Annotated in this window: 15 protein-coding genes; 9 read left to right on the plus strand and 6 right to left on the minus strand. The window is 46.6% G+C overall.

Going from position 1 to position 14,939, the window contains the following annotated elements; translation table 11 throughout:
- Positions 1-532 precede the first annotated feature (532 nt).
- A complete protein-coding gene (locus tag HP567_RS21530; RefSeq protein WP_173608182.1) occupies positions 533-2,788 on the minus strand; it encodes a type IA DNA topoisomerase in 2,256 nt (751 codons plus the stop codon).
- An 82-nt stretch (positions 2,789-2,870) separates the two neighbouring features.
- Positions 2,871-4,004, minus strand: coding sequence for a DUF2515 domain-containing protein (locus tag HP567_RS21535; protein WP_173608183.1), 1,134 nt, complete (start codon positions 4,002-4,004; stop codon positions 2,871-2,873).
- Here HP567_RS21535 and shc point away from each other — a divergent pair.
- Complete coding sequence (gene shc, locus HP567_RS21540; protein WP_173608184.1) at positions 3,977-5,959, plus strand: squalene--hopene cyclase; 1,983 nt, start codon at positions 3,977-3,979, stop codon at positions 5,957-5,959. The two genes, HP567_RS21535 and shc, sit on opposite strands and share 28 nt — an antisense overlap.
- Before the next feature lie 9 nt (positions 5,960-5,968).
- Here shc and HP567_RS21545 read toward each other — a convergent pair whose 3' ends face one another.
- Positions 5,969-6,166, minus strand: coding sequence for a hypothetical protein (locus HP567_RS21545; protein WP_173608185.1), 198 nt, complete (start codon positions 6,164-6,166; stop codon positions 5,969-5,971).
- Between the two features lie 147 nt (positions 6,167-6,313).
- Between HP567_RS21545 and HP567_RS21550 the strand changes: the two genes are divergently transcribed.
- The 6 genes from HP567_RS21550 to HP567_RS21575 are packed head-to-tail and all read left to right on the plus strand — an operon-like array spanning position 6,314 to position 8,280.
- On the plus strand, positions 6,314-6,565 hold the full coding sequence (locus tag HP567_RS21550; RefSeq protein WP_173608186.1) for a spore germination protein: 252 nt from the start codon (positions 6,314-6,316) through the stop codon (positions 6,563-6,565).
- Positions 6,562-6,804: a spore germination protein GerPB gene (locus HP567_RS21555; RefSeq protein WP_173608187.1), complete on the plus strand. Its 243-nt coding sequence runs from the start codon at positions 6,562-6,564 to the stop codon at positions 6,802-6,804. The genes HP567_RS21550 and HP567_RS21555 overlap by 4 nt, the downstream gene beginning before the upstream one ends.
- Before the next feature lie 47 nt (positions 6,805-6,851).
- Complete coding sequence (locus tag HP567_RS21560) at positions 6,852-7,466, plus strand: spore germination protein GerPC (protein WP_173608188.1); 615 nt, start codon at positions 6,852-6,854, stop codon at positions 7,464-7,466.
- The gene (locus tag HP567_RS21565) at positions 7,463-7,654 is read left to right on the plus strand and encodes a spore gernimation protein (protein ID WP_173608189.1); all 192 of its coding nucleotides are present in this window, start codon (positions 7,463-7,465) and stop codon (positions 7,652-7,654) included. The genes HP567_RS21560 and HP567_RS21565 overlap by 4 nt, the downstream gene beginning before the upstream one ends.
- Before the next feature lie 14 nt (positions 7,655-7,668).
- Positions 7,669-8,061, plus strand: a complete 393-nt coding sequence (locus tag HP567_RS21570) for a spore germination protein GerPE (protein WP_173608190.1) — start codon at positions 7,669-7,671, stop codon at positions 8,059-8,061.
- 3 nt (positions 8,062-8,064) lie between these two features.
- Positions 8,065-8,280: a spore germination protein gene (locus tag HP567_RS21575; RefSeq protein WP_007717765.1), complete on the plus strand. Its 216-nt coding sequence runs from the start codon at positions 8,065-8,067 to the stop codon at positions 8,278-8,280.
- An 85-nt stretch (positions 8,281-8,365) separates the two neighbouring features.
- Here HP567_RS21575 and ppsA read toward each other — a convergent pair whose 3' ends face one another.
- The 3 genes from ppsA to HP567_RS21590 all read right to left on the minus strand — a co-directional run bounded on the left by ppsA (position 8,366) and on the right by HP567_RS21590 (position 13,231).
- Positions 8,366-10,981, minus strand: coding sequence for a phosphoenolpyruvate synthase (gene ppsA / locus HP567_RS21580; RefSeq protein WP_173608191.1), 2,616 nt, complete (start codon positions 10,979-10,981; stop codon positions 8,366-8,368).
- Between the two features lie 210 nt (positions 10,982-11,191).
- Complete coding sequence (locus HP567_RS21585) at positions 11,192-11,788, minus strand: Hsp20/alpha crystallin family protein (protein WP_173608192.1); 597 nt, start codon at positions 11,786-11,788, stop codon at positions 11,192-11,194.
- An 84-nt stretch (positions 11,789-11,872) separates the two neighbouring features.
- On the minus strand, positions 11,873-13,231 hold the full coding sequence (locus HP567_RS21590) for an LCP family protein (RefSeq protein ID WP_173608193.1): 1,359 nt from the start codon (positions 13,229-13,231) through the stop codon (positions 11,873-11,875).
- A 235-nt stretch (positions 13,232-13,466) separates the two neighbouring features.
- On the opposite strand from HP567_RS21590, the gene HP567_RS21595 reads away from it, so the two are divergent.
- Together HP567_RS21595 and HP567_RS21600 are read left to right on the plus strand one after the other, a co-directional pair.
- Positions 13,467-14,396: an NAD(P)/FAD-dependent oxidoreductase gene (locus HP567_RS21595; protein ID WP_173608194.1), complete on the plus strand. Its 930-nt coding sequence runs from the start codon at positions 13,467-13,469 to the stop codon at positions 14,394-14,396.
- A 14-nt stretch (positions 14,397-14,410) separates the two neighbouring features.
- Positions 14,411-14,884, plus strand: a complete 474-nt coding sequence (locus HP567_RS21600) for an NUDIX domain-containing protein (protein WP_173608195.1) — start codon at positions 14,411-14,413, stop codon at positions 14,882-14,884.
- The last annotated feature ends 55 nt before the right edge of the window (positions 14,885-14,939 follow it).

Raw genomic sequence — 14,939 nt, forward strand, 5'->3', positions numbered from 1 at the left:
TAGAACTCATGTATGTCATTGTCATGTTCCCCACCTCCATTATTTTTACAAAATCAATAACTACCTTCAACTATACGTGAAGTACCGAAGTCTTACAATTGTTTTTTTCAACGTGTAAGAAAGTTTAAGTCCTTCACCATGTTAAGGCAATCTTGCTTGAACTTTTTGGATCGCACAAACCTTCTGCTAAAACGCGGTCGTCCTCGTTGAAAAGTCCTCGATAAAGTTTTTTACCCTTGCTTTCAAGATCCCTAGTTCCCGCATTCTTCGCCGTTAGCCATTGATCTGCCCACAGACCTGATCAATTGTGTTTCTATTAATGGATATCCAGTCGGTGAAGGCCATCACTCCAAAGAATTATTGCCGGCACCCCCTAAACTGCTTGCAGTCCACAGCATCGCTAGTGATGCGAGATCTTCTTTTGTCCCAACCAGCCTAAACATGGTTTCCACAGGTAGGGGGTGAACAGTTTTAGCGACGGGATGAGATCTATTTTGAATGAACAAATTGTTGATTTACGTGTCACAAAAAATTACTGTTCGAAAGTAAGTTCGCCCGATTCTACGCTTTTCAAAATCAGTTTTGCTTGAAATGGTGTTCCATCCTGACGTTCAAGCTTCATTTTACCCGTTTTGCCTTTTTCAATGAGTGATTTAATCTGTGTATCCGTCAGCATACGCCCGTAATTCTCTTTCCATATGACGAATTTACAGCCCACGTTGTAATTCGAACAACCGTAACCTTTGCGTCCCATGAAAATGGAGCCTCCACACCCCGGTCGTGGACATTTGGTGATGATACTGGAAGTAGTACTAGCGGTCTTAGCTGCTGTTCGAGTTGCAGTCTTTGTGGCATTCCTGCTACCTGAACTGCCTGTACTTCGCCCGCCAGCTCGTCCTCTTGTTTTCGAAGACCCTTTCTGCGTGGTACTCTCACTCTCAAATAAGGTCTTCTCAGCACGAGATTGCACGCGAACCTTTTCTACGATCATCGTAGCGAATTTCTTCACATTCTCCATAAATTGCCCGTCGGAAGCGGTCCCTCGGGAGATCTCATTTAAGCGGCGCTCCCAATGCCCCGTCATTTCAGGAGAGGTTAATAGTTCGATCCCTGCTCCCCTAATCAATTCGATAACGGTACGGCCTTTTAGCGTAAGTTGAATCCTTTTCCCCTGCATCTCAACGTATCCGACCTTTTTCAGCCGTTCGATAGTTGCGGCACGAGTTGCCGGGGTTCCCAGACCAGATTCTTTCATCGCATCACGCAGTTCTTCGTCCTCGATTTGCTTGCCTGCGCTTTCCATGGCTTTTAGAAGCGTTCCTTCCGTATAATGCTTGGGCGGCTGTGTTTCTTTCTCCTTTGCTATGGCGTCCGAGCATAATACGCTGGCATCAGGTTGAATGATAAAAGGCTCGTTAACTTCAATCTCTTCCTTATCCTCTTCTTCTTTGGCCGCACCTTTTACATTCTTGGGCTTTTCCTTCTGCTGGTCAGCATAAATAATCTTCCAACCGAGACTTTTCCGTTCTTTCACCGATGTTTTGAAAAATTCATTTTCGACATCGGTTACGACTGTATGCATCTTATATTCCGCTGGCGGATAAAACTGTGACAGAAAGCGACGAACGATCAAATCGTATAATTTCTGCTCATCTGGCGTTAACCCTGAAGCCTTGCGATTTGTCGGCAGGATAGCGTGGTGGTCGTCTACTTTTGCTGGATTGCATATAAATTTGTTGCCTTTATGAACCAAACTACGGTTTGCACCCTTTACCAGATCGTCATACCCAGTGCCTTGCAGGGACGACAAGGTGTTGTGCATTTCGGGAATATTTTGCTCCGTCACATAGTTGGAATTCGTCCGCGGATAAGAAATCACCTTGTGTTTTTCATAGAGTGCCTGTGCTACATCCAAGGTTTTCTTGGCGGAAAAACCGTACTTGCCATTGGCCTCACGTTGCAGCAATGTCAGGTCGTACAGCTTGAATGGGTACTCCTTGGTATCCTTTACTTCGTAGGACGCGATCCGCCCTTGTTTTCCTTTCACTTTACGAGCCAACATTTCTGCTTTAGATGGATCGGTTAAGCGATCACCTTGCCAAATCCCCTTGTACGTCCTCTCCCCCTGCGAAAAATGCCCTTCTACTTGAAAAAACGTAACCGATGAGAAAGCTTCAATCTGTTTCTGTCGATCATAAATGAGAGCAAGGACAGGGGTCTGTACTCGTCCGACAGAAAGGAGCACGTTATGTTTGGTCGTAAATGCACGTGAGCCATTCATCCCGATTAGCCAATCGGCTTCACTACGAGCTTTTGCTGCCCTCGTTAAGTTTTCATAGGCTGCGGCATCCTTCATCTCCGCAAATCCTTTCCTGATCGTTTCAGGGGTCAAGTCCGAGATCCACAGTCTTTTAACGGGTTGACGCAATTTTAGATGTCGCTGAATGAGTGAAAAGATATGTTGACCTTCCCGCCCGGCATCGCATGCATTAATCAGCAGATTGCTTCGTTTGGCCAACTGCCCGATTATTTTTAGCTGATCGATTGTTTTCCGATTGGGCACTAATTTAAATGGCTCGGGAATGATAGGAAGATCATTGATATTCCACTTTTTATATTTTTGGTCGTACGCCTCCGGTTCCGCCAGTTCAATTAGGTGCCCGATTGCCCACGTAATAATGTATTTTTCACCTTCTAAATAGGTACGGTGATTTTTCGCTTTAGGATCTATTGCGGCAGCAATATTTCGTCCCATGTCAGGTTTCTCCGCAATAATTAATATCTTCAAATGGTTATCGCTCCTTCTAAAACTCTCTAAGCCTGTCGAGGTTCAGTCTAACGTTTTGGATTCCTCTCTATTTTACTACAAGTTAGCCAAGTATTCTCGCTCTGGCTGCGACAGCCCACTCGATTTTTGCCAACGCCTGGCAATACGCTTCACTCATCTCTGTTGCATCGGCTGTCTCCTCCGTTCGAGTCAACACACGCCATACATCGCCTTTGTTTTTGTACCAATCTAACTCCTTTGGCTGCTCATGGTTGACTGGTCTCCAAACTTGGCGCAGCGTTGGGGAAAATAGCCGCTTTGCCCCTGATCGCAGCTGACAGTTCATTAGTTTTACCTGATAAGGCTTGCCAGGAACTGTCTCATTCACATCGTGAAAAAGATGGGGCCAATAATCTTTTCGCGAACCTGTGTGTGGCTGATCCAATGCCCAAGCGTACGCTGCCTCCTGCCTATTTATTGCCCCAAACAGCAGACTGTACAGCCTTTTTCCCAAGCTGATTCTCTCTGGTAAGGAGGAAAAATGAAACACGCGCTCACCCGCGAGCTGCAAGGAGCTTCCCTGCTCATCAACCCTTTTTTGCTGAGGAAGCAAGATCATATTCAGTTGCAAAAGCTCCTGCAGGGCAAACGGGATTGTGCGGACAACAGAATTTTGATAGGTCGGGTCTTTCATAACCTGCTCTTCCAAGTAGTTTTGTTCATTGATGATCAAACCAATGGCGAGTATATCTTTATCCGTTGTCTTCCAAAAATGATTCCAGATCGCCTGCATGAAAGTAGAGACGCCCAGATGAGGCAGTAAATAAAAAAGGTTGGTCTGTCGCCTGACACACTCTTCATACAGTAACAATTGAGGGTATGCATCGTGAAAAATCAGCCAGTTTCCCCGCTCCAAGAACGAAAAATATTCCTGCTGCTCTTTTGCTCGGAGCAAGCGAGGCAATAATTCTCCCCGCAAATCGGTCATACTCCATCCCGCATTACGTGATACGAGATGTGCCAATAGCGCCCAGTGAACTTGTGGATGTTTTTGATAAAACGACAAATAGGCGCGCGTTCTGTCTATGTTGTCGCGGTTGTGGGCGAGTGTCTCCTGTCTAATCCGCTCTACAGTCTTTTGATCTTGTTCTGGCAATAATGCTGTCGCCGTACGGACCTTCCCCATATTTATGGCAAGCGGCAGACGTGATGCGTATTGGTACCACGACAACCCCATCGATGCTCTTCCCCCTCTCTTCCTCAGACGCCGTATTTTATCGGGAGGTGAATGAGTTGCGTGAAGTCCAGCAAGAAATCAACCGCATTCAAGCCTATTTGTTACAGCGCCAACAAGAGGATGGCACTTGGCGCTTTTGTCTGGAAAGCTCACCGATGACAGATTCTCACATGATCATCCTATTGCGTACACTGGGTATTCATGATGAGCGTTTGATGGAGAAGCTCACTGCTCACATCATATCTCTCCAACACGAGAATGGGGCATGGAAGCTGTATCCTGACGAGCATGATGGCCATCTGTCTACGACCATTGATTCGTATTACGCTCTGCTGTTATCAGGCAAATACACGAAGAACGAACCAAGAATGGCTCTGGCTCGCTCGTTTATTTTGGAAAAGGGTGGGCTGACACAAGCGAACATGCTCACCAAATTTGCTACAGCCTTGACAGGCCAATACCAGTGGCCCTCGCATTTTCTCGTTCCCGTCGAGATTGCTCTCTTGCACTCGAGCTTCCCTGTCAGCTTTTACGATTTTGTCGGGTACGCTCGTGTCCATCTTGCACCCATGATGATTGTGGCTGATCGCAAATATGTAAAAAAGCCTGACAATGCACCAGACTTGTCCGATCTATACGCAGATACGCCTATCTCACGCGGTCTATATCCGCATCGATTCCTGGAGAATTTCCTCAAGGAGGGCCAATCGTTCCTCGCCACCATCCACGATTCCTTGCAGCGGCTCCCCTTTTTACCCGGACAACTGCACAAGCTCGCCCTGCGGCGCCTGGAACAATACATCCTGGCGCGAATCGAGCCAGATGGTACTCTGTACAATTACTCGACCTCTACCTTTTTCATGATATTTGCGCTGCTCGCTCGGGGGTTTTCTCCGAAAGATCCGCTTATTCGAAAGGCGATGCAAGGGCTTACGAACAGTGTCTGCGATTACGAAAACGGCGCACACTTGCAGCTAGCTACATCAGCCGTCTGGGACACGGCGCTCTTGACTACTTCTCTGCAAAAAAGCGGACTCTCTACCACCCATCCCGCGATTCAAAAAGCAAACCGTTACCTTCTCCAGAAACAGCAGCATACGTACGGTGACTGGAAAATCCGCAATCCAAAAGGAAAGCCAGGCGGTTGGGGCTTTTCTGACTACAACACGATGAACCCGGATATTGATGATACGACGGCTGCTCTGCGCTCTCTACGCCTGCTCGCCCGTACGGATATGACAGCCGCTGCTGCTTGGAAACGCGGTCTCGAATGGCTATTATCCATGCAAAACGACGATGGAGGCTGGCCTGCTTTTGAACGAAATACAGATGCTGATTTCATTCGCCACCTGCCGATTGAAGGAGCTAATACCGTCAGTACAGATCCGTCCTCTGCCGATTTGACAGGGAGGACTTTGGAATTCCTCGGAAACGATGCCGGACGAACATTGACTGACCCACATGTAGAAAAAGGAGTCCGCTGGCTTCTCAAACATCAAGAGTCAGACGGCTCCTGGTATGGACGTTGGGGAATTGCTTACCTATACGGCACTTGGGCTGCCATTACCGGGCTAATGGCGGTTGGCTTTTCCCCTACTGATCCCGCCATCCAAAAAGCGGTTGCGTGGCTGGTTGCCAACCAAAATCCCGACGGCGGCTGGGGAGAATCTTGCCAGAGTGACCAGAAAAAAACGTACATCCCCCTCGGAGTAAGCACTCCCTCGCAGACAGCATGGGCAATCGATGCACTGATAGCCGTATCATCCAAGCCGACGACAGAGCTGCAACGAGGGATTCACTATTTGCTCACTCACAATCAAGCAAATGACTGGACGACTCGCTACCCGACTGGCGGGGGACGCCCTGGCGGCACATACTTTGCCTATCACAGCTATCGTTGGATTTGGCCGTTGCTGGCTCTCAGCCACTATCAGACCAAATACACAAACACGTAAAAACCACCGCTACCCTCTTCGCAAACCAAGGTCTAACGCCTGGATAGGAACCTGGGGTGAATAAATCACGGCATGTAGCGGCGTATCAAATATAGAGTAGCAGGAAAGGACATCGGTGTCCCCAATCAGCACAATCGACGACTTAGTTACTCCACCAAAACTGAAATCACCGACGTCTATTTTTTTATTCGTCACCTTCATATTCATGGAACTTTTTCTCCTTTTCCTAAAACTCGCGCCCATCCATACATCGTATGCAACTCGCACTGGTTCGGTCGCAAAAACAGGTATGAACACCCAATGGCCTACGACATACAATACAGAGAGGATCTCTCCCAAAAGGATGTGCCGAACATGCCAGCATTCGTTGGAGTCATCAATGTAAACAACGTGGGCGGCGTTTTCAATGTCGGAGACGTCCGTAAAATCGCTCCTACCAGCTATGCCAAGACCTTCGCAGGTGGAGGATCATTCAATTCTGGTACAAATTTGTCATTTAAAATTCCACGTAGCGTCGTCTACGTCAATGAACAATCCGATAATGATATCCCGCTTTTTGTAGAAGAAACGAATGATTACCGGGCAAAGGGACGAGATTTCGCATGAACTTTTTTGTCACGCAGCATATCGTAATCAACTCACTTAAGATCGATGGCATTACCAACTCCTCTGTGTGCCAGATCGGAAGTGCTGGTATCATCAAGCCATTATCCAAGCTTTACAACACAGGGGAATTCACAGAACCAGCACCACCAGCGGGTCCACTTCCTCAAGCTGTTTCTGAGGAGTTCGTTCCACTTGTCCCGTTGGTAGAGCCGTCACGCATTACCCCGCGCATGCCCTAGCGGCGTCGCTAATTACGCTTTATGCTAGCTGAAGAAGGATGGTCGTCATGTACATGGGACACGAAATGATGCAATATATTCAACAGTTACATGACTATATACAATCGCAAAACAAAAAGATCGAAAATATGAGGCAGATGCTTGAACAACTGCAACAAGATGTCAATGACCTCAAAGAAAGGCAGATTCCTTCGGTCATTAGAAATGAATACAAATTCGACTTGCTCAAAGTTGAACGCCTCGAAGGGACTCTCAATATCGGATTAAATCCAAAAGGCAATGATTCTGGAATCGGTGATTTCTCCATTAATCAGTCGATGGACATCCCTGATCCTCCCCAAACCAGCGCTCCTCTTTTTGACCGTGTACAAAATGAGATTTATCAATATTTGGAGGGCGATGCCTACCTCGTTCTCGAAAAAATTGAAACAGAGTGCAATTACCCACTTGACCAAAATTATCGAGCATTTATTTTAGATGACATTAAAAAGCAGATTGACCAACGCATCAAGCATTACTTAAACGAGCTTCCTGCTGATGAACTAGAACCGGAGCATCTCGACATTTTCGTGCAAACAATCGTCCAAAAAGTCAAACGCGATATTGATAAAACATGCGAAACATTTGTAAAAAATTTGCCTCGTGAGGTGAACGAACCATGATGAGGTATCAGGTGATAAACGAAGTCATTTGTGTGAAGCGCGTCTCCATCGAAGCTCTCTCCTCTGCCGCTTCTTTATTTATCGGAGACACCCAGACGGTAAACCTCCGATCGATTTATGAAACACCGCCTGAAAAAATGATTGTAGGTGCCACTATTCCCGTTGATACGGCAATTCCTGCTTCGTAAGGAAGTGGGACACCATGTATCGGAGAACCAGCCATGTCCACAAAGTAGATGTCCTCTCAGTAGATGGCTCATCGGTTCTGCAAATAGGTGATTCCCAGTGCCTAGATGCTGTTTCCAATATTTTGGCGGTCCAGCGTGAAAAGGCCATCTTTTACGAAAACGAATTTATGTTCGAGAATTACTCTGCCTACTCCATTCCTTTAATCGCACCTAGCCTGACTGAACCGATCTGCATCGATACGTTCCATGACTGTCCTTATATTTTTGTTCGAAATGTGAGCGTCCCTTTCATAGCTGCTGCCTCTGTTGTCCACATCGGTTCAAACGAGTCCATTTCATTAGAAACACGTGTGGTAAACATTCGCCACCTGTTCCGCGAAGAACCACATACTGGGGAGAGGAGATAGCCTGTGCCTTCTGTCATTGGAGCTGTCAATATCAATAACAATTCAGGTACTGTTAACTTCGGAGACACCCTCAACATATCGCCAAAAACCGCCGCCAAGACATTCTCCGGTTCAGGAGGCGGCAACACAGGTAACGTCGTAAATACGCTCAATGGTGTCAACGCAACCAATACTTTGGACCCCAATGTCGTCGATCAACCGATGTTTGGGAACATCTAATCCTTGCAGTGTTAATGTTATTTCATTGACACTGTTTTTATTTTGGCTGAAAAACGAAACAAAAAGGAGGCACGAGGCCCCCTGACTACAATATTTCAATATACCCTTCTGTCCCATGCACGCGAATTCGTTGTCCGTCTTTTATCAGTGTTGTTGCATTTTCCACGCCGACAACTGCTGGTAAGCCATATTCACGCGCGATAACTGCTCCATGGGTCATCAGTCCACCAACTTCGGTGACTAGGCCTTTTATGGATACAAACAATGGTGTCCATCCTGGGTCAGTAAAGGCGGTGACTAATATATCTCCATCTTCTAGGTCAGCATCTTCCATGTTTAAGATGACGCGTGCTCGCCCCTCTATGACACCGGTTGAAACAGGTAGACCTACAAGCGCATTGGCTGGCAGATTTTCTCGCTTGTACTCACCAACAATAATTTCACCATCAGACGTAATGACACGTGGGGGAGTCAGTTTTTCAAAAAACTTGTACTCGTCTTTTCGTTTGCTGATGATCTGATCATCCAATTTGTTTGTGCGTACGACCTCATGAAGTTCTTCAAAAGTGAGATAGTATATATCGTCTTTTTCATGAATGACCTTTGTTTGTACGAGTCGTTCGGCTTCTTTCAGTAAAGCCTGCTTATAAACGAAGTAGCGATTCATCATGCTGTATTTTGGATATTCTCGATAGCCGATGAAATTCCGGATGAGGTCGATCATTTGTTTGGTTTCTTTCGCTTTTTGTTCACCATCAGGTAATTGCTTCAATCGCTCTACTAACTCTTGCTCTTTTTCCAAAGCTTCCTGTCGTCCTTGCTCGAATTTCCGCTTGCCAGCATTCGGCTCAAAGTTTTTGATGTTCCCTAGAATCATGGGGACAAGCATGATTGGTTTTTCACTCCAACGGGTTTTCGTTATATCGATTTCTCCGGAACATCGCATCCCGTATTTCGTGAGATACGCATAGATTGCGTCTCGCGTCTCCTGTCCACCTTCAAAGTGAACCAGTTCATTTAAAAAGTTATCATCTTTTACATGCTGTAAAAAATCAATGACTTCTGGATAAGGACGAACGACATCCGCAACATCCATGAGCGCCAGACCCATTTCCGAAGTAATATTATTTGACACAGATTGAGAAAGCGTGTCTGCTACGTTTTTTTCCCCTAACCACATGTTCATGTTTTCATTGATCCATTTTGAAGCATTCATAGCAGCCGTAATCACACCTATGTTTTGTGGATCAAATATAATCTTCTTTAATTGCTGGATGTCTTCTCGAATAAAATCAAATAAATCCGGTCCTGATTTCGTTTGGATGTTATGCTTTACCTCTTCGATCGATCTTTGACTGCGCTTAATCAAATCAGAAACAATTGCCGGATCATTTTCGAATTGTTCTTGAAAACCAAAAGCCGACATGCCTTTATTGCATTTACCGGGATTCTGTTCATTTTTATCATTAGGAGAAGATTGTATAAAATCGCCTCGCTCTAGGACGGTCATCAGTGCGTCTTTGATAAGCGGATCGGATTGTCCCAGGGTATCTAATATGGTTTGTCTGCTGTCAGGTGAAGCCAACATTTTTGTAACATCAACAAATAACCTTCCCCCCGCTTTGCTCATGGGTGCGGGAGTCATTAACAGGAAAAAAGACAGTCCCAATGGTTTCATAGGGTCGGTCATCATTTGTTGATGGCCAACAGATACATAAACGTGATTTTCTTGATCATTCGCTTCAGGGATGGGATATAAAGTCGTGATTGGCCGGCTCTGGACAATATAAAAGGTGTCCTCAACCAAGCACCATTCGATATCTTGTGGGGAATCAAAATAAGCTTCGATCTGTCTTCCAATGCGTGCCAGTTGTAAAATTTGTTCATCTGCAAGTGTTTGCGTCTTTTGCTGATCGGGATCGATCTGCTGCGTCTCTGTTCCGCCTTCTTTTCGTCCATGGATAGCCAAATGTTTGGTTGCTATCCTCTTCTCGACGATTTCTTCTTCCAGCACTTTATAACAATCAGCAGATACCAGGCCAGAGACCAGTGCCTCTCCAAGCCCAAAACTGGCATCGATGGATAGCAACTTCCGGTTGGATGTAATGGGATCAGAGGTAAATAAAATCCCGGAAGCCTGTGGGAAAACCATCCTTTGAACGATAACGGATAAATAAACGTGACTATGGTCAAATCCATTTTGCATACGGTAGATGACCGCTCGATCTGTAAAGAGGGAAGCCCAGCATTTGCTGATGTGCTGCAAGATTGCTTCTTTTCCGATGATATTTAAATAGGTGTCTTGTTGACCTGCAAAAGAGGCATGTGGTAAATCTTCAGCAGTCGCACTTGAACGCACTGCATAAGCATGCTCCTCTCCAAACCGAGAGAGATAGTGAGTAACGGCTTTCACAACATCGGAAGGAATCTCTGCATCCATAATGATTTGTCGAATCTTCCTGCTGATTTCTCCAATTTGTTCTCGGTCTTGTACTTTTAGCATGGTGAGTCGATCCAACAAAGCATGATACACTTCGTTTTGTTCGACGGCCTTTTGATATCCCACTGTCGTCACACAAAACCCTTCTGGCACGTGTATTCCTTGTATTTTTGACAGTTCCCCTAAATGTAATCCTTTTCCGCCAACGAGATAAAGCTGCGTTTTTTCCATTTCCTGAAAACCGAGAACCAAAGAACTCATTTCAATATCTCCCCTATCCATTAAATTGAGAAAAAACATTTGACAAGAGTTCACCAGCATGGTACGATTAAAGTGTAGGATGCAATAACTTTGACTATATTGACAAAATCAGTCGTGATCTGATTATATCATCGCGTCTGTTACTGTGCAATAAAAAGAACCTGGTAGGAAGATCCAGGTTCTTTTTTCATTTTCCACTGCTACCTGCTTTTACAAGCTCGCCTTAAATGTGGTTTTTCGTTCGTTCGCAGCCCTGCCACGCATCAAATAAATTTCTAACACCCCGTCCTGATACTGAGCCCTCATCCCTTTTGAACTGACGGAAACCGGAAGAGCCAGCTTTCGATAAAAAGGGCCGTAGCTTCTCTCCCCTTGTGTACGAAGCCCCTTGTGCTCACTTTCCTTGATAATCCCCTTAACCTCCAACCAACGTTGGTCGAAGAGGGTAATCTCCAGACTATCGCGATCGAAGCCCGGCAGTTCACAGGAAACAATGACCATTTCCTCTGATTGGAAGATATCCGAGACTGGGGAAAAATGCGAATCGTCTACCTGCACGAAACGCATCGGTTTTTCCTTCGTCTTTTTTTTCCCCTTTTTCACGGGTGGTACAGTTGGCGTGGCTGCGGCAGCCGTCTTTTGTGCTGCTTGCTTATTGAGCGTCGCGATATTCTCCCAAAAATTTGTATCCAGCACCTGTCCCATCTGGCTCAATGCTTTCCATGGATGATCTGGGTCAAAACCGAGCTTGGACAAACTTTCGGATGCTTTTTGCAACTGCTTCATGGTCTCTTGCAGATTTTTCATAACATACGCACTCCCCTTCCCAGCAGAGGCAAGACTGTCTATGTACGATAGAATATGTGCTTTTGCCTGGGGGTGTGCTCAAGATCATCCAGTTTGCCCGATGTCAGCACTATCTGTCGCCGGTGCAGGCGGGGCCAAAATATCTGGTGGCGGCATATTACTATCCGTCGGCGCAGGATTGGTTTCGCCCCCATTGCCATCTGGTATAGTCGGCGGTGTCACAGGCTCCTGGGTTGGTTCTGGAGCAGGTTTTGATGGTGTCGTTGGTTTTTGTGTTTTTGACTGCTCTTTTGTACTTGTTGTGGGCTTGGGCTTCGGAGCCTGCGTTCTCTTCTCCGCTTTCATTTCGACCTTGGCTACTTCTGCTACCGCTGCATCACTGAGCTGTTCGCTCGGTCCAGTTGCACCCACCTCTGTTTGCAGGGCAGTTCGAACCGCTTGCATGTTCTCCCTCGGCCACAAGGAATAAGGAGAGCTCCAGATCGCCCCATTATCCAAAGTAACCATGTTGCTTGACGAAAAGCTGGCAAAATCGAGCGCCAATCCTTTTATTTGGTCTGTCGACAGATCGGTTTTGATATGTTTGCCAACGGTATCCAGCACAGCTGTCAAACTCGTTAATCCATCCATAGACATGCTCTTTTCTGCTACAGCACGAATCACCTGTTGCTGTCTGCGGTTGCGATCGAAGTCGCTCGAGTTGTAAGCGTCCCCACGCCGGTCGATGCGATGACGGACGAAGCCGAGTGCCTGCTCTCCGTTCAATACTTGTTTCCCTTTTTTCAAATTGCGGTATACCCCTTGCTTGGGCAATTCGTATACGAGATCGCGATCTACGTCAACCGTAATTCCGCCCAGCTTGTCAATAACCGCTGTGAAACCTTCAAAGTCAAGCTGCACATAATGCTCGACCGAGATCCCCAGCATGTGATTCAACGTTTTTTTGAGCATCGTCATGCCATTTTCTGTGACAGGCTTCCCTTTGATTTCCGCATCTTTCCTGATATTTTCCCCTAAGGCAAATACTTCATTGACCTTGTGATAGCCTGGATATCCTGGGATTTGAACGCGGGTATCACGGGGCAATGACACCATGCTCAGCTTTTGTGTAACGGGATTGGCGACTGCGACAATCAGAACATCCGTGTTTAACATACCGATGTTTTTGCGCGTATCCACTCCAACGATGACAAAGGCGATTGACTTCTTTTGTTCATACGGCTTTTCTACTACAGGTTGATCCGGCAGCTTGTAAGGGTCAGCTGTTACGATCTCCAGCGTCTTGTCTACCTGGTTGAGGGCGAAACCTGCTCCTACGGCCAACAAACAGAGGAATAAGCAACCCGCCAAGAGCAGATACATCCGCTTGCTTCGCTTGCCACGCTTGATCCGTTTACGCGGCTGTTTTGCAGGAGCTTGAGGCTTGTCATTCTTGGCTTGCACGTTCGGTTCACTCCTTTTACTATCACGAGGTCCATAGTGCTTTGGGCTATTCATTTTCAATATATTCTGGAAAACTTTCGTCTCATTTTACCACAATCTTCCGGTAAATTGTAGAATCATGCCGATCCAACTCGATCGGTTTTCCCTCTGAGTTCTTGCACTTGCCAATCGAAACAGGTAGTCTAAAAATGAGGAAAATCAGATAGATGAATAAGGGAATCGGAGGGACTTGAGAGTGGAACACATACAGGTGCTGATCGCAGGTGGCGGCATCGCAGGGTTGTCCGCAGCAATATGGTGCCAACGATTAGGTCTTTCTTGTCTTCTTATCGAAAAAACGGATAGACTCGGCGGCCAACTGCATCACATTTACAACGAGATTACCGACTTTCCGCCCCTTGTATATGACCAGGGAGCTGCCCTTGTAAAGGAACTGATCGCACATCCTTTCATCCAGCAGCAAAACATACGATTGAACGAAACCATTCTTTCCATTGATCAGGAAACGAAACAGGTGACCACTTCGAAATCCGTTTATCGTGCCGACTATTTACTCATCGCCACAGGAGTTGGCTGGAATGAAATACCGGCCTTAGCTGATTGTCCGAGCGTCCTGTCGCCTTGGTTTTCTACAACTGCCCAAGCGCATACCATCGCCGGGCAAGATATCGCCGTTATTGGCGGAGGAGATCGCGCATTAGAAAGTGCAGCAAATTTGAGTTCGCATGCCCGACAAGTCTATCTGTTGGTTCGGAGCAATCGTTGGCGTGCTCGTCCCGAATGGCAAAAGAAAATCACAGGCCTCCCCAACATCCAAGTCCTGTGGGAAACACAAGTCAGCGACTATCAGGAAGAAGAGGCACGGACTGTTCTGACACTCACCACTACGCGCGAAAACAACCCGCAGGCAATCATAGTGGATTGGATTCTGCCGCGAATTGGTGTTCATGGAAACACAGATGGTCTCGAAGGGTTGGACACGTTTGGCGATAAGTACTTGCAAACGGACTTGTATCAACGAGTCCACTCTCCATGGATATACGCAGTCGGAGACGTGAGCAACGGGGCTGCTTATGCGAGTTTGTCTCTGGCAGTTGGGCAAGCAATGAAGGCAGTCAAACATATTTCCTTGCAAATTCAAACTAACAGATCAATGAGCCTGTAGAAGGAGCGCTTTGCATGTACGCTTTTTACGACGATTTCGGCTTACCTGTCAAGCTAACCTTTTCCCCAGAAGAGTATCGTAACCACCAAGCAGGTCACGTGCTGATCTTCGCTTTTTATCAAGGAAAGCTGTTATTTACTCGCCATCGTACACGCGGTGTGGAGCTACCAGGGGGAAAAGTAGAAGCAGGAGAAAACAGCCTGTCTGCAGCAGTTCGTGAGGTCTACGAAGAAACCGGCGCCATACTGGAAGGGATTGAGCGCATCGGACAGTACACCATCGACGACTCGATGCGAAAAGATATTTATATCGCCAAGGTAGCGCATTATACAAGCCAGCCAAGCGGCTCAGACGTGCTTGCCACCATTGTGTTTGCGGATATCCCGCGAGATGTAAAAGGCAATCCGGAGTTTAGCCGCATTCTGCAAGATGATGTGTATCCGCTCGCACTCGAACGAGCTTTACGCCATCCCTTCGCTGACTCCTAGCCATTATAAACAGGCTCGTCCCTGTCGCTCTCCGACATTGTATTCGGTGAGAATA

Source organism: Brevibacillus sp. M2.1A (assembly GCF_013284355.2).
Lineage (GTDB): Bacteria > Bacillota > Bacilli > Brevibacillales > Brevibacillaceae > Brevibacillus.